Source organism: Rhizobium phaseoli (assembly GCF_010668805.1).
In the GTDB taxonomy this organism is placed as follows: domain Bacteria; phylum Pseudomonadota; class Alphaproteobacteria; order Rhizobiales; family Rhizobiaceae; genus Rhizobium; species Rhizobium phaseoli_A.
Map to the genome: position 1 here is coordinate 107,901 of NZ_WUFT01000009.1, position 21,609 is coordinate 129,509.

A 21,609-nucleotide genomic window follows, 5' to 3' on the forward strand; every position below is an offset into this window, starting at 1 on the left:
CTATCGATGATCCAACTTGGCGACAAGCCGGTCGCCGAGCCACTGGATGCCGCAGACCAGGACGATGAGGACGACCACTACGGCGATCATCACGTTGGTTTCGAAACGTTGATAGCCATAGCGGATGGCGAGATCGCCGAGGCCGCCGGCGCCGATCGCGCCGGCCATCGCCGAGGCGCCGATTAGCGTCACCAGCGTGACGGTGAAACCGGCAACGATGCCCGGCAGCGCTTCAGGCACCAGCACCTCTCCAATGATCGTCCAGCGATCGCCGCCCATGGCGCGCACGGCATCGATCAGCCCACGGTCGACCTCGCGCAGCGACACTTCGGCGATACGCGCGTAATAGGGCGTAGCGGCGATGGCGAGGGGCACGATGGCTGCCCATGTCCCGAGGGCTGTGCCGACGATCAGCCGCGTCAGCGGGATCAGCGCCACCAGCAGGATGATGAAGGGGACAGAGCGGAAGCCATTTATGATGCCGCCGAGCCCGCGATTGATCCAGAGGTTTTCGGCGATGCCGCCGCGTGCCGTTGCGACCAGCGCAAGGCCGAGCGGCAGGCCGGCCACGAGCGAGATCACTCCCGAGGCGACAGTCATCAGCATTGTCTCCCAAAGAGAGCGAACAAGCAGTTCAAGCATGATCGGTGTCATAGCCAAGCACCTCCACCCGGGCGGACCGGGCCGTCAAGAATAGTTCGACCTTTCCGGCAAGCGCAGGGTCACGCGTCGGAATGGCGATGAAAAACCGCGCCACCGGCTGGTTCTGAATATGATCGATGCCGCCATGGACGAGGCGGAAGGAATGCGGCAACGCCACCGAGAGTTCGGCAAACAGCGCACCTTGTGCTTCAGGTCCGGCAAGATCGACGCTGAGGATCGCCTCTCTGCCCGATATCGCCGACAGCCGGCTGGCGATATGATCAGGAAGCTGCGGGCGGATGCCGCCGAGCAGGCTCGCGGTGATATCAGCGTGCGGGTTGGCAAAGACCGACCAGACCTGCCCTTCCTCAACGATCCGCCCGGCATCGATGACCGCGACGCGATCGGCAATGCCGCGCACCACTTCCATCTCATGGGTGATCAGCAGGATGGTCAGTCCAAGCTTACGATTGATGTTCTTGAGGAGCGTCAAGATCGACCGGGTCGTTTCCGGATCGAGCGCCGATGTCGCTTCGTCGGACAACAGCAGCGCTGGGCGTGCTGCAAGCGCTCGGGCAATGCCGACGCGTTGTTTCTGACCACCCGACAGCGATGAGGGGTAGGCTTTCGCCTTGTCGGCAAGGCCGACGAGGTCAAGCAGCTCACGCGCCCGTTTTAAGCGCTGGTGCTTTGCAGTGCCCTCGATCTTCAGCGGTAGCGCGACGTTTTCCTCGACGGTTTTGGCCGAAAGCAGGTTGAAATGCTGGAAGATCATGCCGATACGGCGGCGCAGCGGCTGCAGTTCCCTTTCCGCAAGTCCGGTGATGTCACGGCCTTCGATCAGGATCTCGCCGCTATCGGCGCGCTCCAGGCCGTTCAGACAGCGGATCAGCGTCGATTTGCCGGCACCGCTACGGCCGATGATACCGAGGATCTCGCCCTTATTGACCGTCAGTGAAATACCGTCGAGTGCGGCCGTGGTTCCGAACCGCCGCTTGACGTCGGTTAGCCTCACCACTTCCTCGGCCGCCGCTTGCGGCTGCGCTTCGATCACCGTGGTGGAAACAAAGGAATTCATGTGTTTATCCTTGCAAACACGGAAGGCGGCCCGAGCAAGGAAAGCCCGGACCGCCTCTCGGCAGGCCTTAACCCTGGCCTAATTTCGGATCAATAGGCGCTGAGACCCGTTCCCTTGTAGACCTTGTCGAACTCGGCCTTGACGGTATCGTTCTGATAGGAAGAGACAAGTGTCTTGACCCACTCGGCGTCCTTGTTCTCGTCTTTGACGGCAATGAAGTTGCGGTAGGGATTGTCAGCGATCGGCTCCTGGGCAATACGCTCGGCCGGCGAGAGACCGCTCTTCAGCGCCCAGTCGGTGTTGACGATCCCGGCATCCAGATCATCGATCGAACGGCCGACGATGCCGGCGTCAAGTTCCTTGATCTCGATTTTCTTCGGATTGTCGCTGACATCGGCGACGGTCGCGAGAATGCCTGTGCCGTCGTTCAGTTTGATCAGCCCTTCGCTCTGGAGAACGCGTAGCGCCCGGCCTTCGTTCGAGGGATCGTTTGGCACGCCGATGACGGCACCTTCCGGAATTTCGGCAACGGACTTGTACTTCTTGGTGTAGAGGCCGATCGGCCAAACCCCGGTATAGCCGACCCGAACGATATGATAGCCGTGCTGCTTGATCTGGTTGTCGAGATAGGGCTGGTGCTGGAAAGCGTTGGCGTCAAGTTCGCCACGCTCCAGCGCTTCATTCGGCTGCGTATAGTCGTTGAAGGTGATGGTCTCGATCTTGAGGCCATTCTTGGCCGCCTCGCTGGTGACAACGCCCCAGATGTCTTCCTCTTCGCCCGCCATGATGCCGACCTTGATCGACTTATCCTCGGCAAAGGAAGGAGCGGGTGCTCCAAAGGCAAAGAGCGCGGCAGCGGAACCCGCGGCAAGGACCGCCCGGCGCGAAAACTGGAATCCATGATGATTTTTGTTCTTGGTCATTTTATATCCCGTCTGACTGGATGAGGCCAAGCGCCCCAAGCTGATCGATCATGGCAAATGCCCGCCACGGGCGCGAAGCACGAATGTCTGATGTGGTGGAAGGCTCGGAAAAACTCTTGCACTGCTGTCGATATCGGCAGGATAAATTTCCATCAAATTTGTGAACTATGACGACTTTCCCAACGGCTCCTAAAAGCGAAAAGGCGCCTCGGGGGCGCCGTTTCAGACCCGTTTCGACACTCTTCATTCGGCAGCGATAAGAGCGTGACCCCGGCTGGGAAAGAAGGCCGCGAGCTCACTGATAACCTCGGTGATGCGGTTGGAAAGCGGTTCTGATGAGACACGGTAATCGGTGAAGTCCCGGTCAGACGCGTAGACGGCCGTCGGCAGCGTGTGCGACATGAAGAAGCCGAAGAGCGGGCGCAGTTGATGCTCGACCATCAGCGCATGGCGGTCGCCGCCGCCGGTCGCGGTGATGATGATCGGTTTGGCGCGCAGCTCATGCGGGTCGATCAGGTCGATCAGATGTTTGAAGAGGCCGGGATAGCTGCCCTTGTAGGTCGGCGCGCCGATGACCAGCAGATCGGCATTGACGATGTCGTCGATGACCTCCTTTGCGCGATTGTCAAGATCGTCACGGCGCAGCGCCTGGCCAAGCGAGGGGCCGACATCGGTCAGATCGTAGAGAGTGTTGTCGAAGCCGTATTTTTCACCGGCAAGGCCGGCGATGTTTTCGACCAGCGTGAAGGTCTTCGAGGGGCGGTTGAAGCTACCCGCCAGGCCGACCAGTTTGTAAGCAGACATGCCAATTTCCTTCCGATATCGTGCCGCGACCGGACAGATAATATCTATAAAAATAGTGGATTAAAGGAAGCCTATCCCTCTTCATCGTGATGAGGAGAAAAATACATTCTCATCTGCAGGTGATCGCCTGCCTGCGACACCGCATCAGTATCGACCCGGAATATGGCGGATATTCCGGGCCGATGCGTTGTCGAAGCGCGATATCGCCTCAGACTGGTTTTGGCTTCGGGATGCGTGGCAGGAAGACCGTCAGGAGGCCGAGCAGCGGCAGGTAGGAGCAAATGCGGTAGACGAAATCGATGCCGTGAGTATCGGCGAAACTGCCGAGCAATGCTGCACCCAGCCCCCCTGCCCCGAATGCAAAGCCGAAAAAGACGCCGGCAATCAGGCCGACGCGCCCGGGCACCAATTCCTGGGCGAAGACCACGATCGCCGAGAAGGCCGAAGCGAAGATCAGGCCGATGACGACGCTGAGGATGCCGGTCCAGAAAAGGTTCGCATAGGGCAGGAGAAGCGCGAAAGGAATGACGCCGAGGATAGAGAACCAGATGACGAAACGGGCGCCGAAGCGATCGCCGATCGGCCCGCCGAGGAACGTGCCGACGGCGACCGAGCCGAGGAACAGAAAGAGCATCAGCTGTGCCTGCTGTATGCTCAGCGCAAACTTGTCGATGACATAGAAGGTGAAATAGCTCGACACGCTCGCCATGTAAACATTCTTTGTTGCCGTCAGCAGGACGAGAATCAGCAGCGCCCAGACGACCCTGTTCTGCGGCAGCGGCAGGGTCCGGCTTGCGGGCGGCTTGCTGGCGTTCTGGCGCCTGTGGCTCATGTACCAGTTGCCGACCCAGCTCAGCACGACCATGCCGACCATGGCGATGCCCGCGAACCAGGAGACGCTGTGCTGGCCGAGCGGCAGCACGATGAAGGCGGCAAGCAGCGGGCCGATCGCCTGGCCGGCATTACCGCCGACCTGGAAGAACGACTGCGCAAAACCGTGGCGACCGCCGGAGGCAAGACGGGCGACCCGCGAGGATTCCGGATGGAAGACCGCCGAACCGAAACCGATCAGGCTAGCGGCGGCAAGCAGCAATGCGAAGCTTCCGGCGTTGCCAAGCAGGATGAGGCCGCAGAAGGTGCTCGCCATGCCGACCGGCAGGGAATAGGGCATCGGCCAGCGGTCGGTGACGATGCCGACCAGTGGCTGCAGCAGTGAAGCGGTGACCTGGAAGGTCATCGTCAGGAGGCCGATTTGAACAAAATCGAGATCGTAATTCGCCTTGAACAGCGGGTAGAGCGAGGCGAGCAGCGACTGCATGATGTCATTCAGCATATGGCAGAAGCTGACCGCCACCAGGATGGACATCGTTGTTTTTTGGAAACGGGGCGCGGTCTCGGCAACTGTTGCCATGGACATTCCTCCTGAACGGCCCGGTTGGTTGCCGTGCCGCGTCGCTTTGATTCGATGGATTTCGGGCGACCGGGGCTGGGAGAGATGATCAAGCGACGGTCGCTGAAGTGCATTTAGCGTAAGCTTGGGGTCAATCACAGCCCAGTTTCATCGGGATCGGTACGGGTTTTGTTCGATTTGCCCTTTTGTCGCCAAGGCCTGCGTCGCGTCACCTCTGACATGAGGGGCTTTCATACCACAATTGATCGCCATCGCGGCGTATATAGCCTACGATGTAAAAACAACCATGGAAAACTGTGGCGCGGGATACTACAGCTGCGAAGATGGAAAATGCGATTGAGGCTGAAAACACACGATGAATGTCAAGACACCGAATGCGATAGACGGCTATGTCGGAGCGCGCATTAGAATGCGCCGGCAGTTGCTCGGAATGAGCCAGGAACGGCTTGCCGACCAAATCGGCGTGACCTTCCAGCAGGTTCAGAAATACGAGAAGGGCATCAACCGCATCGGCGCGAGCCGTCTGCAGCGCATAGCCGAGGTTCTTCATACGTCGCCGAGCTTCTTCTTTGAACAGGAAAATTCCGAGCCGTTGACGTTGCAAGGGCTGGAACTGCCCGCAAACACTGATCCGGTCGTCGAATTCCTCAGAACCAAAGAGGGATTGGTGCTCAATCGTGCGTTTCTGAAGATTGCCGACCGGAAAATCCGCGAATCGGTCATTGCACTGGTGAAGGCAATGGCGCAGACGGAAAGCCGCAGTGTAACATTGGCCGCCTCTGCAGCGGATATCACCCTTCCGCTTGGAGAATAGTCAGGCATATTCTCATGAAACTCCGGCTCGAGTCATTTGGTGAGTTGCGGTTGATCGACCCGGCCGGGAAACCAGCGGCTTTTCCGGAAAAGGGTCTACTGGCGATTTGTTATTTGCTGGACCGTGATCTGCGCGAAGGGGCTGGGAGCGAATTTCCACGCTCGGCGCTGGCGCGGTTCTTGTGGGACAGCCATGACAATTCTGACATCATGGCCAACCTGCGCAAGACCATATCGCGTGTCCAGGCGCGTCAGACCCAGCTCGGTACCGAACTTCTGATCTTCTCGGCGACCGGTGTTCGGGTCAGGCCGGACGCATTTGCTGGGGATCTCTCCGAACTCGTCAACCCCGACGGCGACGACGCTCTTGGCAAGCTGCGGCGGCTGGTTACCATCTTTCGCCAGGATTTCCTGGCGGGGCTCGCCGACCAAAGCGTCGGTACGCGGCAATGGATCGCCGGCCAGCGCGACAGGCATATGGCAATCCTGGTGGATGCGCTGAAGACGGCGCTGCCCGCGGCCCGGTCGCGAGAGGATGTGAGCCTGATCAAGGAGGCGGCGCTTAGGATTTTTCGCGAGGCCCCGGATGACGAGAACATTCGTCGTATCCTTCTCGAGGCCTACGAGTCCGAAGGACAATTGGAGAAAGCGCGCCGGCTTTTCGAGACCAGCAAACATCAGCCGGGAAGCAAATTCGATATCGGCCTTGATGTCCAGGCGCTGGCAGAGGTCCGCAAAATCTTTGCCGGCGGTCAATCTTCGCAAAGCGCTGCGATGCCGCTCAGCGACGGCGAAGTTCGAGTTCCTGGTCCCCTGCCCCGTCTGGTGCTGTTGCCGCCGGGCGGGACCGATGCGGGCGCCTCGCCGATGCTTTCCGAAGCGCTGATCGAGGACGTGACCATCGGCCTTTGCGCCCTGAACACGGTTTCGGTGGTGGCGCCCCACACGGCCGCTCGGATCGCACGCAATGCCGACAGAACCGACCTGATCCTGCGTCATTCGATTACTTATGTTCTCGACACGAGGCTGACCGATCGTGCGGGCAATCGTGCGCTCTTTGTCCAGCTGATCCATGCCGGCAGCGATGAAGTCATCTGGGCCGAACGTTTCAGCCTCGAGAAGTACGAATTGATAAGTCACCGGCGCGACATCGCCCGGCAGATCGCTCGAGAGCTTGCCGGGCAGGTTCGCCGGCATGAAACCATGCGCGATTCCTTCGAGGGCAACTCGGCTGCCTATCACAGCTACCTCATCGGTCTGCGGGATATCAAGCGGCTCGCCCTCCCCGATGTTCGCCGCTCCCGAAAGGCTTTCCGCGAGGCGCTTCAGCACAGCGCACATTTCGCTCCTGCGCTCAGCGGATTGTCGCGTACCTTTCTCGTCGAATGGTTGCTGACGGCACGGGGCGACAGCGAGTTGCTCGGACTTGCGGAGGAATATGCGAACCGCGCGATCGTCGCTGATCCTTCGCTTGCAGCCGGCTTTCGTGAGCTTGGCGTTGCCAAACTTTATCTCGGGGATCTTGACGAAAGCGTCGTGGCGTTGAAGCGCGCGGAAGAGCTGAGCCCGCACTATGCCGACGGCATTGCAAGTTATGCCGATACGCTCGTCCATGCGTCGCGCCCTGCCGAGGCATTGGCCAAGATCGAGCGGGCGATCTCCCTCAACCCACTGACACCGACCGACTACCTCTGGACGGCGGCGGGCGCGAATTTCGCCCTCGGCCACTATGCCGAGGCGCTCGAGAAAATCACGGCAATGGACGACCGCACACCCGCCGACCGGCTTTCGGCTGCCTGCTGGGCGATGCTCGGCGATATGAAAAACGCACGTATCTATATGCGCAAAGTGCGCGAGATCTATCCGGATTTCGATGTCGACAAATGGCTTTCAGTCGTTCCTTTCAAGGAGCAATGGCAGAAGGAACAGTATCGCGAGGCGCTACGCAGGGCCGGTTTCTGAGGCTGACGGCGAAAGCTTTAGGCCGACAAATCCTGTCACGCCCGTGTCACGCGCGTCTTTCGTTCAAGGGGATTAAGCTGTCTTTGTTCTGTCGGCATGCGCTGGCCAGGCAAGACGGAGGATTCTCAAATGCACGATGCAGCCGAAGCAACGTTCACGCCGAAAAGTGACGACGAGCTCAAGGAGCTGGTCTCGCTCGCCAGGCTCGTTGCCTATGCCCGAGAGAACGCCAAAGACCTGAACGCCGAATTCTCCGCCTATTGCTTGGACCTTGCGCTCGGTGCCCTGATGCAGGATCTCGACAGAAGCGGCGTGTCCCTGTCCGACGAAAACGGTCAGGATGGCAGTCTTCTCGGCACACGGCACTAAACCCGTCACCGTTGACCCGCTCGTGGTTGCCAGCTTGCCTCACCCTGCGGCAAGAATCGATATATCGATTCTCCCATATCGGATCGGCTACGATGCCGGTGCGGTCTTTGTTCTTGATTCGATCTGCAAATACGCGATTGCCCCGCCGGCAGCGCGACCGGCGGCCCGTCCAAGCCCGTGAAAAAGATTGGACAACCCAGCGATAGGGTCTTGTTAACCCTATTTGCCTTGCCACTCTCCCAGAATCGGGACTAAATGCGCTTTCTAGGCTCGCAGGGCTTTCAAATCGCATTTTCGAGATTTCCATGAATATGGTACCGCAGATAGAAAAAGCAATTTCCGATGTTGACCAGCTGATCATTGGTCAGGCGCAGGAGCTATCCGACAAGCTGAAGCAGCATCGGCTCGAAATGTTCCCACCGCGCGCTCTGAAGGGGTTGCGGGAATTTCAGCTTGCTGAAACAGCGCGCTTCCTCGGCGTCACCAGCGGCTATCTCCGCAACCTGTCGCTGGAGGGCAAGGGCCCTCTTCCGCAGGTCACCGCGTCCGGGCGCCGATCTTATACGGCCGGGCAGATGGAAGAGATGCGCAGCTTCCTGGAACACAATGCGCGCGCCGGAACCCACTACCTAAGTCATCGCCGAGGCAACGAACATTTGCAGGTCGTTGCGGTCGTCAATTTCAAGGGCGGCAGTGGCAAGACGACGAGTGCCGCGCATCTTGCCCAGCACCTTGCCCTGACGGGTCATCGCGTCCTTGCCGTCGACCTCGACCCACAGGCATCTCTCTCGGCCATTCACGGCTTTCAGCCTGAGTTCGACGTCGACGAGAATGAGACGCTCTACGCCGCCATTCGCTATGACGATCAGCGGCGGCCGCTGAGGGAGATCATCCGGCCGACGAATTTCCCGAACCTGCATCTGGTGCCGGGCAATCTCGAGCTGATGGAATTCGAGCATGATACGCCCCGGGTGCTTGCGCAGGGCAAGGCCGGCGACTATGGGCGCGTCTTCTTTGCCCGGCTCGACGAGGCGCTGTCTTCGGTCGCCGACGATTACGATGTCGTCATCATCGACTGCCCTCCCCAGCTCGGCTTTTTGACGATGAGCGCCATTTGCGGCGCAACGGCGGTTCTGATCACCGTCCATCCTCAGATGCTCGATGTCATGTCGATGTGCCAATTCCTGCAGATGCTCGGGGAAGTGCTGAATACGCTGAAGGGCGCCGGCGGCAACATGAACCTTGACTGGCTGCGTTATCTCGTTACCCGCTACGACCCGCAGGATGGCCCCCAAACCCAGATGGTCGCCTTCATGCGTTCGATGTTCAAGAACCATGTTTTGACCAATCCGATGTTGCGCAGCGTCGCAATCTCCGATGCGGCGATGACCAACCAGACGCTTTACGAGGTGGAGCGGAGTCAGTTTACCCGCGCGACCTACGACCGCGCCATGGAGGCGATGGATGCCGTCAACAATGAGATCGTCGACCTCGTTCACAAGGCCTGGGGGCGGAAATGACCGAGAAGTTTACTGCAGTAAACTGGGGCAGGGGCTTGGCTGATGGCGCGTAAAAATCTTCTCTCGGGCCTGATGGACGAGTCCAAGAAGTTTACTGCGGTAAACAATGAGGATGAGCCTCCCCAAAGGGACGAGAAACAGCAGATTGCCTTTAAGGGAATCGGCGCTCTTGGTGCGGTCACGCGCAGCATCGATGCACTGGCTGCCAAGGCGGATGCGGCCAAAGCCATCGAGGAGAAGCTGGCGACTGGCGAAACGGTGATTGATCTCGACCCTGCCCTGATCGAAGATTCGTTCGTTTTGGACCGGCTGGCGCATACCGACGAACAGTTTCGCGAATTGGTCGAGGCGATCCGCCTGCGTGGCCAGGATTCGCCCATCCTGGTTCGCCCGCATCCGGAAAAGCACGGCCGCTATCAGATTGCCTTCGGGCACCGTCGCGCTCGGGCCGCCAAAGAGCTGGGCAGACCTGTCCGCGCTGTGGTCAAAAAGCTTGACGATCGCGACCATGTCATCGCGCAGGGCCAGGAGAATTCGGCGCGCGCCGATCTCTCGTTCATTGAGAGGACGATGTTCGCCCACAAGCTCGACACGTTGGGTTTCGACAGGGAAACAATCATGTCGGCGCTCAGCGCCGACAAGACGACGGTTTCCAAGATGATGTCTGTCACCAGACGGATCCCAACCGAAGTCCTGACCGCAATTGGTGCGGCAAAAATGATCGGTCGTGACCGCTGGCACGATCTGTCGGTAAAATTCGAGACCGAAGACATCTCTGCTCGGGCGATAGAGTTCAGCAAGTCGGCAGAATTTGGGGCCGCGGAACCGGATGCGCGCTTCGATATGCTGGTTGCCCACATGAGCAGGAAGCAACAACCCGCGCCGGTCTTAGCGTCGCTTCAGCCCGCAGCGCGCGCTTGGCAGCGCAAGGACGGCGCGGTCAAGGCGAAGATCAAGGATGACGGGAAACAGTTCACCATAGCGTTGAAGGCGGAAAAGGCGTCAGCCTTTGGAGCTTATATCGCAAGCAATCTGGATCGTCTTTACGAGGCGTTCGAGAAGACACAGGATTTGACGAACAACGGAGATCAATAAGCAAAAGAAAAGGCCCCCGAACGTTGCCGTCGCGGAAGCCCTCTCTGATCTAGACACCCAGAGAATCACATTTCCGCGAATCATAGTCAAGAGTTTTTGGCACCGAATTTGGTGAGCCGTGATCTTTTGCCTTGTAGAAGGCGAAGAAAATGGAAAGCGGAAGTGTGACGACGCCCTTCGGGCGGCGGTCGATGACGCTTGGCATGTTAGCAAGCCAGGCGGCTACTCGGAGAATCGAGCCCGGCCAATCAATTGACAAGTGGAAACTCTATCGTGCGCTGTGCGAGGCCAGGCCGTTGCTCGGCATCACCGACCGGGCGCTCGCCATCCTGAACGCCTTGCTGAGCTTTTATCCCAAGGGAGAACTCTGCGAAGACAACGGGCTCATCGTGTTTCCTTCCAATGCACAGCTCTCCCTGCGCGCGCATGGAATGGCGGAACAGACGATCCGGCGGCATCTGGCGACCCTGGTCGATGCCGGGCTGTTGATCCGCAAGGATAGCCCGAACGGCAAGCGTTACGCCCGCAAGGAGCTGGGTGGAGAACTGCGCGAAGCATTCGGCTTCTCGCTGGCGCCGCTGCTCGTTCGCGCTGAGGAGATCGAGCGGCTGGCGGCGGAGGTAGTGGCGGAGCGATTGCACCTGCAGCGGCTAAGAGAACGTCTGACGCTTTGCCGGCGCGACGTTGCCAAGCTGATTGAGATGGCATTGGAGGAGGGTGCTGCTGGAAATTGGAGTGCCATTCATCTGCACTTTCGCAGTGTCGTCGAGCAACTGCCACGGTCTCCGTCCGCCGAACAAATCGCCGCTACGCTCGACGAATTGGAGATGTTGCGCGAAGAGATCGTCAATCAGTTGGAAATGCAGGTTAAAACCTACAATCAAGGCGGCAATGCCCCACACACTGAGCGGCACATACAGAATTCAAACCCACAATCTATCACTGAACTTGAACCAAGCTTCGAAACGAAGCAGGGCGCGACGGCGGAAGATGGATCGGAAGGTCGGGCCGAACCGACAGAACAAATACAAAAGGATGAGGCAAAGATCGACCCTGTCTCGGGCACGCACGCCGCCTCTGCAGCCAACGCTGCGCTCCGATCCTTCCCGCTGGGACTGGTGCTGCAGGCCTGCCCGGAAATCATGGCCTATGGGCCTCGGGGCGCGATCGGCACCTGGCGCGACCTGATGGCCGCGGCCGTGGTCGTTCGGTCGATGCTCGGCGTCAGTCCGTCGGCCTATGAGCAGGCCTGCGAGATCATGGGTGCTGAAAATGCCGCCACCGTCATGGCCTGCGTCCTCGAAAGGGCAGGGCATATCAACTCCGCCGGCGGCTATTTGCGCGATCTGACCCGCCGGGCGGAGAGGGGAGAATTCGCCATCGGGCCGATGTTGATGGCGCTTGCTCGCACGAATTCGCCGATCCGAGAGAAGACAGGATGAAGATTCCCGAATCTTGCCTGCGACGCGACGTTATGGTTAACGGATTGTGACGGAAATGAAGTCCAAGATAACTTCTGAATGGGAGCTTCTCGTTTCCGGATCAAGGGTTTAAGGTCTGCCACCTCTGAGGAGCGAGGCGGAGGACGGGGCGATCACTGACAAACCCGGCCCACAGGGGAATACGATATCACACAGTTGACGCGAAATGGTTTTTTGACGATACGGCAAGGGTGGCAAATAGCGACCGCCAGTGGGCGGGAAAGAGCAGCGGAGCATGGGTTTAAAAAGGGCGGTGGATTTTTTCCTGGCTTTGGCTGCTTCGATGATGCTGCTCGTTCCGATCGTTATCGTCGCTCTTGGTGTTCGCCTCACTTCGCCCGGACCAATCCTCTATTGGTCGAAACGTGTCGGTCGCTTCAATCAGATCTTCCTGATGCCGAAATTCCGCAGCATGCGCGTCAACACACCAACCGTTGCTACGCATCTGCTCGAAAATCCGGATCGGTTTTTGACACCCATCGGCTCGTTTTTGCGCAAGTCCAGCCTCGATGAACTGCCGCAACTCTGGTGCATTCTCAAGGGTGAAATGAGTTTCGTTGGACCCAGGCCAGCGCTCTACAACCAGAATGATCTGATCGGATTGCGCACGGCCCACGGCGTCGACGAGTTGCTGCCTGGATTGACGGGCTGGGCGCAGATCAACGGCCGCGACGAGTTGCCGATTCCGGAGAAGGTCAAATTCGACGTCGAATATCTCGAGCGGCGTTCATTCGGCTTCGACATGCGCGTCCTGTTCCTGACCGCAGGGAAGGTTATCCGCCGAAAGGGAATACGGCATTAAGTTACCTACTTCTGATAGATAAGCGGTGCGGAAGACTCTGCTTTCCGATTATTTCAGTTGCGCTCGTTGCAGAAAATGACAAGAAGGTGCTTGTCCGATTGATCCACGAGACGCTGGTTAGCAATGCCTGACAATACGCCCACTGAGACGTCGCGCTCAGCATGGTTCTTGATGCCGATGCAAGCGCTCGTTACCCCTCTGCTGGCGATGCCGCGGGTTGCCAAACGCGCTCTGGCTTTGCTGGTGGATTCCAGCTTTTGCGTTCTGACGATCTGGTTGGCCTATTGCTTCCGCTTGAACGAGTGGACGGTTTTGACCGGCGTACAGTGGTTGCCGGTGTTGGTTTCCTTGTGCATGGCGCTGCCGATCTTCATCGTCATGGGTATGTATCGGGCGATCTTCCGCTATGCGAATTTGGCCGCTTTCATCGCTGTCCTGAAGGCCATCGCAATCTACGGCCTCGCCTTCATGACGATATTTACGGCGCTCAGCGTGCCTGGCGTTCCGAGAACTGTTGGTATTCTTCAGCCCTTCCTGCTGCTAATCGCGATCGGCCTGTCGAGGCTGGGTATCCGTTATTGGCTTGGGGACGCCTACCAGCGTATCCTCAACAAGAATACGGTCGCGAAGGTGCTGATTTACGGGGCGGGGAATGCCGGACGGCAATTGGCCGCCGCCTTGAGCAACAATGCCGAACTCAATGTCGTCGGCTATCTCGATGATGATCCGCGTCTCAAGGGCGGCATCATGGGCGGATTGCCGATCTACGATCCTTCGGATCTTCCGATGCTTGCCGAAGCCCTTGGCGTGCACAATGTGCTTCTTGCTCTTCCCTCCGCGTCACGGCAGCGTCGAAACGAAATCTTGGAGCATATCCGCAAGGCCAGGGTGAATGTCCGCACCCTTCCGGATCTCACGGCGCTGGCTCAGGGACGTGTCGCTGTCTCTGATATCCGTGAGCTCGAGATCGAAGATCTGCTTGGGAGGGAAGCGGTCGCGCCGCGCCAAGAGTTGCTCGACAAGGCAATGCGCAACAAGGTGGTGATGGTCACCGGCGCCGGCGGCTCGATCGGTGGCGAGTTATGCCGTCAGATTCTCCGCAACGGACCTTCCAGCCTGATCCTCATCGATCAGAACGAATTCGCGCTCTATAATATTCATGCGGAATTGCAGAAGCTGGCCGACGTCTTCGAACATAAAAATTTGCAGATCGTTCCAATCCTCTGTTCCGTCCGCGATCAGGATCGCATGGAGCATATCATCCAGAGCTGGCGGCCTCAGACGCTCTACCATGCCGCGGCTTACAAGCATGTGCCCCTTGTCGAACATAATGCCGTGGAAGGCATCAAGAACAACGTCATGGGTACGCTTGTTGCGGCACGCGCAGCGCGTAAATGCGGCGTGGCGAATTTCGTGCTGATCAGTACGGATAAGGCCGTGCGCCCGACAAATGTGATGGGCGCCAGCAAGCGGCTGGCGGAGATGGTTCTGCAGGCGCTCTCAGCAGAATCGATGGCCGACAGAATGCGAACGAATTTTTCCATGGTCCGCTTCGGAAACGTCCTCGGCTCCTCTGGATCCGTCGTGCCGCTTTTCAGGCAGCAGATCAAGGAAGGCGGCCCGGTTACGCTGACACATCCTGACATAACCCGCTATTTCATGACCATTTCGGAAGCCTCGCAGCTCGTCATCCAGGCAGGCGCCATGGGCGAGGGCGGCGATGTTTTCCTCCTCGATATGGGCGAGCCCGTTCGCATTGCCGATCTCGCCCGCAAGATGGTGGAGTTGTCCGGGTTGACCGTCCGCGACGAGACCAATCCCGACGGGGATATCGAGCTTTCCGTGACCGGCCTCAGGCCCGGTGAGAAGCTTTATGAAGAACTGCTGATCGGGGATAATCCGGAAACAACTCAGCATCCCCGGATCATGAAAGCGCGTGAGGATTTCCTGTTCTGGCCGGAACTTTTGAAAAGGCTCAATTCGCTCAATGCGGCATTGGATCGGAACGATATGCTCGCCGCACGTGCGACATTGGCTGAGCTCGTTTCCGGCTATTCGTCAACGGGTGAGGTCTCAGATCTCGCTTTCACCGGCGCCGAAACCAACACGGCGGCGTGAGCCATCACAGACGTTAAAGCGCGTTGTTTTTATCCGTTGCGTTATCGCGGAACCCTTGCACCCTTCCCAGGCGACATGCATCAGTTTCGAACGACGGGCGCAAAGCCTGTGCTGCCGCGATCCACGCAAATAAGAGCGACGAGATAGGCGAAGATCGGATCCAGCGCCTTCTGATTGAACATGATGCCGAAGCTGCCCGTTATGACGTAGCTGCTGACGAGCAGCAGTGCGAGCGCAATGGCCAGATCACGGCCCGGCCCAGCTTCCTTTCTCCACGCGCCGATCAAGGGCGTCGCGAGCATCAGCGAAAGCGCTGCAATGCCGAAAATACCGGCGTCTATTCCCGCCGTGAGAAAACCGTTGTGAACATGCGAATAGGTCAGCTGCGGCCTTATGCTGTCGGGCAGCTCCGCTAGCACCGAAGCCATCCGGTTTTGCGGGCCATAACCCGTCAGCGGGTCCTTGCTGATTGCTGATACTGCGCCTTTATACAGAGCAAACCGTGCACTGAGCGACGTGACTTCGCCGTCGCTGCGGTCGAGCGATGCCATATTTTCCTGCAGGGCCTCGATGCGATGGAGGATTTGGCCACTGCCCAAAGCAATAAGTCCCGCAAACAGCAAAGAGCCGGTGATAGCAAGACTACGCAAACTCAGATGGAAGCTGTGTTTGCGGAAATACCAGAGAAAAATGACGATATGAACGGGAATGACGAGCCAGGCCGAGCGCGTTCCAGAAAGCAGTACGCAGCCTAGACCGGCGGCATATCCCAGTATGGCAATTCGCTGCTCAACACTCTTGGGCGATTGGACGTTGAGAAGCGCAATGCCCCCGAAAAGGACGCCGATGACGCCAAGTAGTGCAGCGTTCGATGTCCCGGCCTCTGCCCTCTCCATCAGAAACATGATCTGCAGCAGACTGAAGAGAAAGGTAACGATCATGCCGATGCCTGCGCTGAGAATAAACAGTGGCACGAGGCGGCCATCGGGAGACTGGCGCATTCGCGGCAATAACAGCCAGACCGAAAAGAAAGGCAGCAGCCGGAATATCCAGTCCAGTACTTCGGAGTAGGGTGGATTGACGAATATGCTGGCGATCATCACCAGCGGGTAGATCGACATTCCAATGGCGACGAGTCGGTCGGATTTCGACAGGTTCAAGGCCATGCTGCCGGTCGCCAAACAGTAGAGGCCCCACACCATCGATGCGAGAAGAATGAACAAGTTGAAGTTGGGCGAAAGTCCGGGAAGGATTGCAAAGGAAAAGACCGCAATGCGGTTGTTCCGATCGCGTGCGCCTTCCGCCCCATCTTCTGGATAGAGCACTGCTATCTTCAGTTGTTCGAGGTATTTCACTTGCCGATCCTGATCATGCTGATGCCGTCTCGCTAAGGATCGGGATCACGGCTGTCAAGCCGAGGATTGCGTACAATCTATGGCTTTATTCCCAGTGGTATTCCAGCAACAGGATCTACGGGCGAACGTGGCCCACGAAATGACGGGATGCGAGATAAGCCAGCTTCAGCGGTGGACACGCCCAAGGTGCAGGTTTTGTTCGAAGGTTTGATCGTCGAACGACATTTATCGCATGTGGGATCGCCGTGCGGCGAAGCCCCGCTCCTAAGGTGCCGATGGTCGATGGGCCGCGCTACAGATCTTCGATCCGGCAAGCCGCTGCACTGAATGTCACCGCTATCGGCAATATCGGCTTGTCAGACTCTCGTTCGATGATCGACCGAGGAGGTAGCCGAGGCCGAAGGCCAGAATGCCCGTGCTGAGCAACAATGCGCTTGCGGTGTGCGGGTGATCCCTAACGCCGGAAGCGACGGCGTAGACCTCACGCGTCACGCCGTTGGCTGCCGACCTCGCAGCTTTGGTCAGTCCCTCCGGCGGCTCGGAGGGCGTTCCGGTGAACCCGGCGTTCAAGTTTTGTTTGTCGGCCATGTCTGGACCTTTCCTGAGATTGGCTAACGGCTGAAAATTCAACTTTGCTCGCGCGTGCCGGGAGAGGCCTCGCGCTGATCGGCATCTTCGAGATCGCTTTTGACGAGGAAGGTATCGGTATGTTGGCGCGAGGCCTCTCGCAGTGCCGCAAGATTTGGAGGATTGTCGATCTCGCCCTGTGCATCGAGTTCATGTGCATCGAGCTCATCCTCAGCCAAGGTCCAGTGATGCCGGTGCATGCCTTCCGGTCTACCTTCCTTCTCCCAGAGCGAGTATGCTTTTTTGCGGATCTCCTCCTCACGGGTGGCCGTCGGCGACCCGGCGCTCTGCTTGTCTATTTCGTTTACGCCTCGCTTTCCGCGGCTGTCCGCAGCGGATGGAAATTCCGGCCGGACGTCGGCCGGGGCTTCGCGTGTCTTGCGTCGTGTTGGGTTTTTCATGAGCGTCTCCTTGGCTCTTTCAACCAGCCCGGCCGTTCTAAGTTCCAAAACAATGAATGCCCTGGCGTGGGGTCTAATTTCCCGCCCGTCTTTCGTTCGCGGCGCCAGCAGGCAAACCTGCGGATGGACGTCATGCCGTCATCCCGACGACCACGAGTTGGCAAAGTGAAATGATTGATATACTAGTATGCTAAATCTTTGTCCGGTATCATTATGCGGCAGGCATCAGGAACCGAAGTTTTTATCGTCCCGCCCGTTATCGGCAGGCTGCGTCGGGTCACCACCGCTGGCGCCATCTACGATCGCCTGCATGCCGATATCGTGTCGCTGCGGATGCCGCCTGGCATGTCGCTGCAGGAAAAGCGCATCGCCAACGATTTCGGCGTAAGCCGCACGCCAGTGCGTGAGGCACTGCTCAGGCTTTCCGAAGGAGGACTGGTCGACATTTACCCGCAGTCGGGCACCGTTGTGTCGCGCGTGCCAGTTTCTGCGATCCCGGAAGCAGTTGTCGTGCGCAAGGCGCTCGAAGGCACGACCGTCGAGACCGCGGCTTTGACCGCCACCGCTGCCGACATCGCCTGTCTCGATGCCATCATCGGCCGTCAGCGGTCGCATGCCGCGACCGGCAATAGCTCGAGTTTCCATGAGGAAGACGAGACCTTTCACGAAGCGATCGCACAGATAGCGGGTTATCCCGGCATCTGGGCGATCCTGAAAACGGTCAAGGTGCAGATCGACCGAGCCCGGCGGCTGACGCTGCCGGTGCTCGGACGGATGGACACAGTGGTGCACGAACATATGATCATTCGCGATGCGCTCGCCGCCCATGATGTCACGGCTGCACGGGAAGCGATGATCCATCACCTGAGCGCCGTCATCCCCGATGTCGACGCGCTGCGCGCGCGTTATCCCGACTATTTCTGCTGATGGCAGACCGAGACATGAAACGAAAAGGCGAGGGAAGGAAACAAGGATGCGGCAAGGTTGGAGATGGTTCGGGCCGGAAGCGCCGGTGACGTTGGATGATGTCCGCCAGACGGGCGCGACCAATATCGTCTCTTCGCTCCATCAGGTGCCGATCGGCAGGGCCTGGACGGAAAGGGAAGTGCGCGAGCGCCAGTCTCTGATCGAGACGACGCCTGGCGACCGTTCGCCGCTGGTCTGGTCGGTGGTCGAGAGCATTCCGATCCCCGATGCCGTCAAGCGCAAGGGCGGGGAGGCGAGGGCCGAAATCGAGGCGTGGATCGCCAGCCTCGAAGCCGTCGCCGCCTGTGACATTCCGATCGTCTGCTACAATTTCATGCCCGTGGTCGACTGGACCCGTACCGAGCTTGATTTCGTGACGCCGACTGGCGCCACCGCCATGCGGTTCGATCACGAACGTTTCGCAGCCTTTGATCTCTTCATACTCGAACGGCCGGATGCGGCGCAGCACTATTCGGCGGAAGACCGCGAACGGGCGCGTATCGTCTTCGAAGCCATGTCGGAGGACGAGATCGCCGATATCACCCGCATCATCACCTCGGCTCTGCCGGGTTCGACCACCGAGCCTTTGACCATTCCGGCATTCCGGGAAAAGCTGGTCGCCTATGGCGGTATCGATGCCGCACGGCTGCGCCGGCATCTGATCGAATTCCTGGAGGCAGTGACGCCGGCTGCCGAGGCGCGCGGCGTCAAGCTGACGCTGCATCCAGACGATCCGCCGCGTTCACTGTTCGGCCTTCCACGCATCGCCTCGACGGCCGATGACTATGCTGCGCTCTTCGATGCGGTGCCATCGGCAGCCAACGGCATGTGCTATTGCACCGGCAGCCTTGGCGTGCGCGCCGAAAACGACCTGCCGGGGATCGCCCGGCGTTTCGCGTCGCGCATCCACTTTGCCCATCTGCGCGCCACGACGCGCGAGGGCGACGGCCGGACCTTCCATGAAAGCGCCCATCTGGAAGGCGACGTCGACATGGTTGCGGTGCTCAGGGAACTGGTTGCTGAAGATCGCCGCCGCAGCGCGCAAGACGCGATCGTCTTTCGTTCGGACCATGGTCACCGCATGCTCGACGATCTCGACAAGATCGTCACGCCCGGTTACCCGGCGATCGGCCGCATGCGCGGCCTCGCCGAACTGCGCGGCATCCTGCATGCCCTCGGCGCGCCGCCGAACTGAGGGCGTCCAGCGGCTTGCATCGCTGCACCTTCAGCAGAAATCATCGCGCTCTGAAGCTTGAGCAACGCTTCAGAGCGCGCAACCCTTCAAAAAAAGATCAGCGCACATTTTCGCCCGAGCCTCAATTGCCTCGATTTTCGGCGCCGGTTCCTGGCGAAGCATTGCGGCGCGCTGCGGCTCCATGATCATCATGCCGCGCAGCATGCCGCAGGCGGCGTGTGGATCGTCAAGCGCGATCAGGCCGCGGTCGATCTGCTTGCGCAGCCAGTCCTCCATCAGCGTATTGGTTCTGACGATGGCTTTCTCATAGAAGGTATTGGCGATCTCGGGAAAACGGTCGGACTCACTGATGACAAGCCGGGTGACGGTGATCGTATCCAGCGAGAGCGTCAGCATGCCATAGGCCAACAGCATGCGTTCAAGCCCTTGTCTGAGATCGGCCACGGCGAGGGTGCCCGGGTCAAGCGCCATGAGAAAGCGGCCCGTGCGCTCCGTGACCATTTCGGAAAAGAGGTCTGCCTTCGTCGGGAACAGGCGGTAGAGCGTCTTGGTCGAAACCCCCGCCTCTTGTGCGATCGAAGCGATGCTTGCAGCCGCATAGCCGCTCTCGTGGAACTGCCTGTTGGCCGCCTCGATGATGACGCTTCTCGTATCGTCGTCGCAACGCACTTGCGGTCGGCCTCGCGGCCTCTTCTCGATTTCGTGATTTTGGACCATCATAATTTTCCAAATTATCGTTGACATCCAATTTCTAATGCATATTTTGGAAAATATCAAGTTTCTAAAATGTATTCCACCTGTATTCAAAGGCCGCAGCCGGTAGCGACAGCGACCACTCCAAGGAGAGAGACATGTCCATCAAAACGCTGCAGGCCCTTAATAACAACGCACCTATGCCGGAAATCGTCGCGGAAGCCGCGCCCGCAACCCTTGATGCCGGCAATTCGCCGCGCATCGTCGAGCCTGCCGTCGTTTCGGAGCCTCCCGTTCGCAAACGCGGCGGTCGCGGATTGTTGCTGGGTGCAACGGCGCTCGTGCTGATCGCCGCCGGCGGCTATTACGGCCACAACTACTGGACTGTCGGCCGTTTCGAAGTCTCGACCGACGATGCCTATGTGAAGGCTGACAATACGACCGTCGCACCGAAAGTGTCGGGCTATATCGCGGAAGTGCTGGTCAGTGATAATCAGATGGTCGAGGCCGGCCAGCCACTTGCCCGCATCGACGATCGCGATTTCCGCGCCGCGCTCGACCAGGCCAAGGCCGATGTCGCTGCAGCCGAGGCGATGCTCGACGCCAAGCAGGCGTCGCTCGATATTCAGCACTCGACGATTGCCGCCGCCCGCGCCACGGTCGAGGTCGACAAGGCCAATGAGACCTTTGCCGAACAAAACAACAAGCGCTATGCCAATCTCGCGACCAACGGTTATGCTCCGGTCCAGACGGCACAGCAGGCGGCCTCTGCCATCGCTGCAGCCCAGGCAACCATCGTTCGCGACAACGCCGCTCTCGATGCCGCCGTCAAGCAGGTCGATCTTTTGAATGCCGAGCTCGCCCAGGCGAGGGCGACGTTTGCTCATGACCAGGCCGTCCAGCATCAGGCTGAGCTGAACCTCTCCTATGCAACCATTGCCGCGCCTGTCGACGGCACCGTCGGCAACCGCACGCTGCGTGTCGGCCAGTATGTCCAGGCCGGCACCCAGCTGATGTCGGTCGTGCCGACGAGCGAGGTCTATGTGATTGCCAACTACAAGGAGACGCAGCTCACCGATGTTCGGGCGGGGCAGCCGGTCAATATCGAGGTCGATACCTTCCCGGGCCGCATCTATCACGGCCATGTCGACAGCCTTGCTCCGGCAAGCGGCCAGGAATTCGCCCTGCTGCCTCCTGACAATGCGACGGGAAATTTCACCAAGGTCGTTCAGCGCATTCCGGTCAAGATCGTGCTTGATGGCGAAGCCGCCGGTGGCGACCTGCGTCCGGGCATGTCCGTTCAACCGAGCATCGACACCATGGCCGATGCCGACCGCAAATAGGCGCCGGGATC

Annotated in this window: 20 protein-coding genes; 11 read left to right on the forward strand and 9 right to left on the reverse strand. The window is 59.1% G+C overall.

Annotation, left to right across the window (positions count from 1 at the left end; genetic code table 11):
• The 5 genes from GR197_RS15640 to GR197_RS15660 all read right to left on the reverse strand — a co-directional run bounded on the left by GR197_RS15640 (nt 1) and on the right by GR197_RS15660 (nt 4,858).
• Nucleotides 1-654, reverse strand: a complete 654-nt coding sequence (locus GR197_RS15640; protein ID WP_164011086.1) for a methionine ABC transporter permease — start codon at nt 652-654, stop codon at nt 1-3.
• A complete protein-coding gene (locus tag GR197_RS15645) occupies nt 635-1,720 on the reverse strand; it encodes a methionine ABC transporter ATP-binding protein (protein WP_164011089.1) in 1,086 nt (361 codons plus the stop codon). Before GR197_RS15645 ends, GR197_RS15640 begins: the two co-directional genes overlap by 20 nt.
• Before the next feature lie 89 nt (nt 1,721-1,809).
• Nucleotides 1,810-2,643: a MetQ/NlpA family lipoprotein gene (locus GR197_RS15650; protein ID WP_164011091.1), complete on the reverse strand. Its 834-nt coding sequence runs from the start codon at nt 2,641-2,643 to the stop codon at nt 1,810-1,812.
• Between the two features lie 243 nt (nt 2,644-2,886).
• Nucleotides 2,887-3,447 (reverse strand): FMN reductase, encoded by a 561-nt coding sequence (gene msuE, locus GR197_RS15655; protein ID WP_164011094.1) that lies wholly within the window; start codon nt 3,445-3,447, stop codon nt 2,887-2,889.
• Nucleotides 3,448-3,655: 208 nt separating this feature from the next.
• A complete protein-coding gene (locus GR197_RS15660; protein WP_164011096.1) occupies nt 3,656-4,858 on the reverse strand; it encodes an MFS transporter in 1,203 nt (400 codons plus the stop codon).
• 355 nt (nt 4,859-5,213) lie between these two features.
• Here GR197_RS15660 and GR197_RS15665 point away from each other — a divergent pair, with 355 nt between their 5' ends.
• The 8 genes from GR197_RS15665 (at nt 5,214) to GR197_RS15700 (ending at nt 15,018) form a co-directional block, all read left to right on the forward strand.
• Nucleotides 5,214-5,672, forward strand: coding sequence for a helix-turn-helix domain-containing protein (locus tag GR197_RS15665; RefSeq protein WP_164011098.1), 459 nt, complete (start codon nt 5,214-5,216; stop codon nt 5,670-5,672).
• Between the two features lie 14 nt (nt 5,673-5,686).
• Nucleotides 5,687-7,633, forward strand: a complete 1,947-nt coding sequence (locus GR197_RS15670; RefSeq protein ID WP_164011100.1) for an SARP family transcriptional regulator — start codon at nt 5,687-5,689, stop codon at nt 7,631-7,633.
• Nucleotides 7,634-7,762: 129 nt separating this feature from the next.
• A complete protein-coding gene (locus GR197_RS15675; RefSeq protein WP_164011102.1) occupies nt 7,763-8,002 on the forward strand; it encodes a hypothetical protein in 240 nt (79 codons plus the stop codon).
• A 305-nt stretch (nt 8,003-8,307) separates the two neighbouring features.
• Nucleotides 8,308-9,522 (forward strand): plasmid partitioning protein RepA, encoded by a 1,215-nt coding sequence (repA, locus tag GR197_RS15680; protein WP_164011104.1) that lies wholly within the window; start codon nt 8,308-8,310, stop codon nt 9,520-9,522.
• 42 nt (nt 9,523-9,564) lie between these two features.
• Complete coding sequence (gene repB, locus GR197_RS15685) at nt 9,565-10,617, forward strand: plasmid partitioning protein RepB (protein ID WP_164011106.1); 1,053 nt, start codon at nt 9,565-9,567, stop codon at nt 10,615-10,617.
• Nucleotides 10,618-10,766: 149 nt separating this feature from the next.
• Nucleotides 10,767-12,059, forward strand: coding sequence for a plasmid replication protein RepC (gene repC / locus GR197_RS15690; RefSeq protein ID WP_164011108.1), 1,293 nt, complete (start codon nt 10,767-10,769; stop codon nt 12,057-12,059).
• A gap of 274 nt (nt 12,060-12,333) precedes the next feature.
• Nucleotides 12,334-12,900 (forward strand): sugar transferase, encoded by a 567-nt coding sequence (locus GR197_RS15695; RefSeq protein WP_164011110.1) that lies wholly within the window; start codon nt 12,334-12,336, stop codon nt 12,898-12,900.
• A gap of 123 nt (nt 12,901-13,023) precedes the next feature.
• Nucleotides 13,024-15,018 (forward strand): polysaccharide biosynthesis protein, encoded by a 1,995-nt coding sequence (locus tag GR197_RS15700; protein ID WP_164011112.1) that lies wholly within the window; start codon nt 13,024-13,026, stop codon nt 15,016-15,018.
• 80 nt (nt 15,019-15,098) lie between these two features.
• On the opposite strand, the gene GR197_RS15705 is transcribed toward GR197_RS15700, so the two are convergent.
• The 3 genes from GR197_RS15705 to GR197_RS15715 form a co-directional block, all read right to left on the reverse strand.
• Complete coding sequence (locus GR197_RS15705; protein WP_164011113.1) at nt 15,099-16,373, reverse strand: O-antigen ligase family protein; 1,275 nt, start codon at nt 16,371-16,373, stop codon at nt 15,099-15,101.
• Between the two features lie 336 nt (nt 16,374-16,709).
• Nucleotides 16,710-16,961 (reverse strand): hypothetical protein, encoded by a 252-nt coding sequence (locus tag GR197_RS15710; RefSeq protein ID WP_164011115.1) that lies wholly within the window; start codon nt 16,959-16,961, stop codon nt 16,710-16,712.
• Nucleotides 16,962-16,999: 38 nt separating this feature from the next.
• Nucleotides 17,000-17,401 carry a DUF2934 domain-containing protein gene (locus GR197_RS15715; RefSeq protein ID WP_204330229.1) on the reverse strand — a complete coding sequence of 134 codons (402 nt, stop codon included), beginning with the start codon at nt 17,399-17,401 and terminating at the stop codon, nt 17,000-17,002.
• Between the two features lie 213 nt (nt 17,402-17,614).
• Here GR197_RS15715 and GR197_RS15720 point away from each other — a divergent pair, with 213 nt between their 5' ends.
• The gene (locus GR197_RS15720; protein ID WP_164011118.1) at nt 17,615-18,328 is read left to right on the forward strand and encodes a GntR family transcriptional regulator; all 714 of its coding nucleotides are present in this window, start codon (nt 17,615-17,617) and stop codon (nt 18,326-18,328) included.
• A 46-nt stretch (nt 18,329-18,374) separates the two neighbouring features.
• Complete coding sequence (gene uxuA, locus GR197_RS15725) at nt 18,375-19,562, forward strand: mannonate dehydratase (protein WP_164011120.1); 1,188 nt, start codon at nt 18,375-18,377, stop codon at nt 19,560-19,562.
• 69 nt (nt 19,563-19,631) lie between these two features.
• Here uxuA and GR197_RS15730 read toward each other — a convergent pair whose 3' ends face one another.
• Nucleotides 19,632-20,279, reverse strand: a complete 648-nt coding sequence (locus GR197_RS15730; RefSeq protein ID WP_164011122.1) for a TetR/AcrR family transcriptional regulator — start codon at nt 20,277-20,279, stop codon at nt 19,632-19,634.
• Between the two features lie 134 nt (nt 20,280-20,413).
• Here GR197_RS15730 and GR197_RS15735 point away from each other — a divergent pair, with 134 nt between their 5' ends.
• Complete coding sequence (locus GR197_RS15735; RefSeq protein ID WP_164011124.1) at nt 20,414-21,598, forward strand: HlyD family secretion protein; 1,185 nt, start codon at nt 20,414-20,416, stop codon at nt 21,596-21,598.
• Nucleotides 21,599-21,609 lie beyond the last annotated feature (11 nt).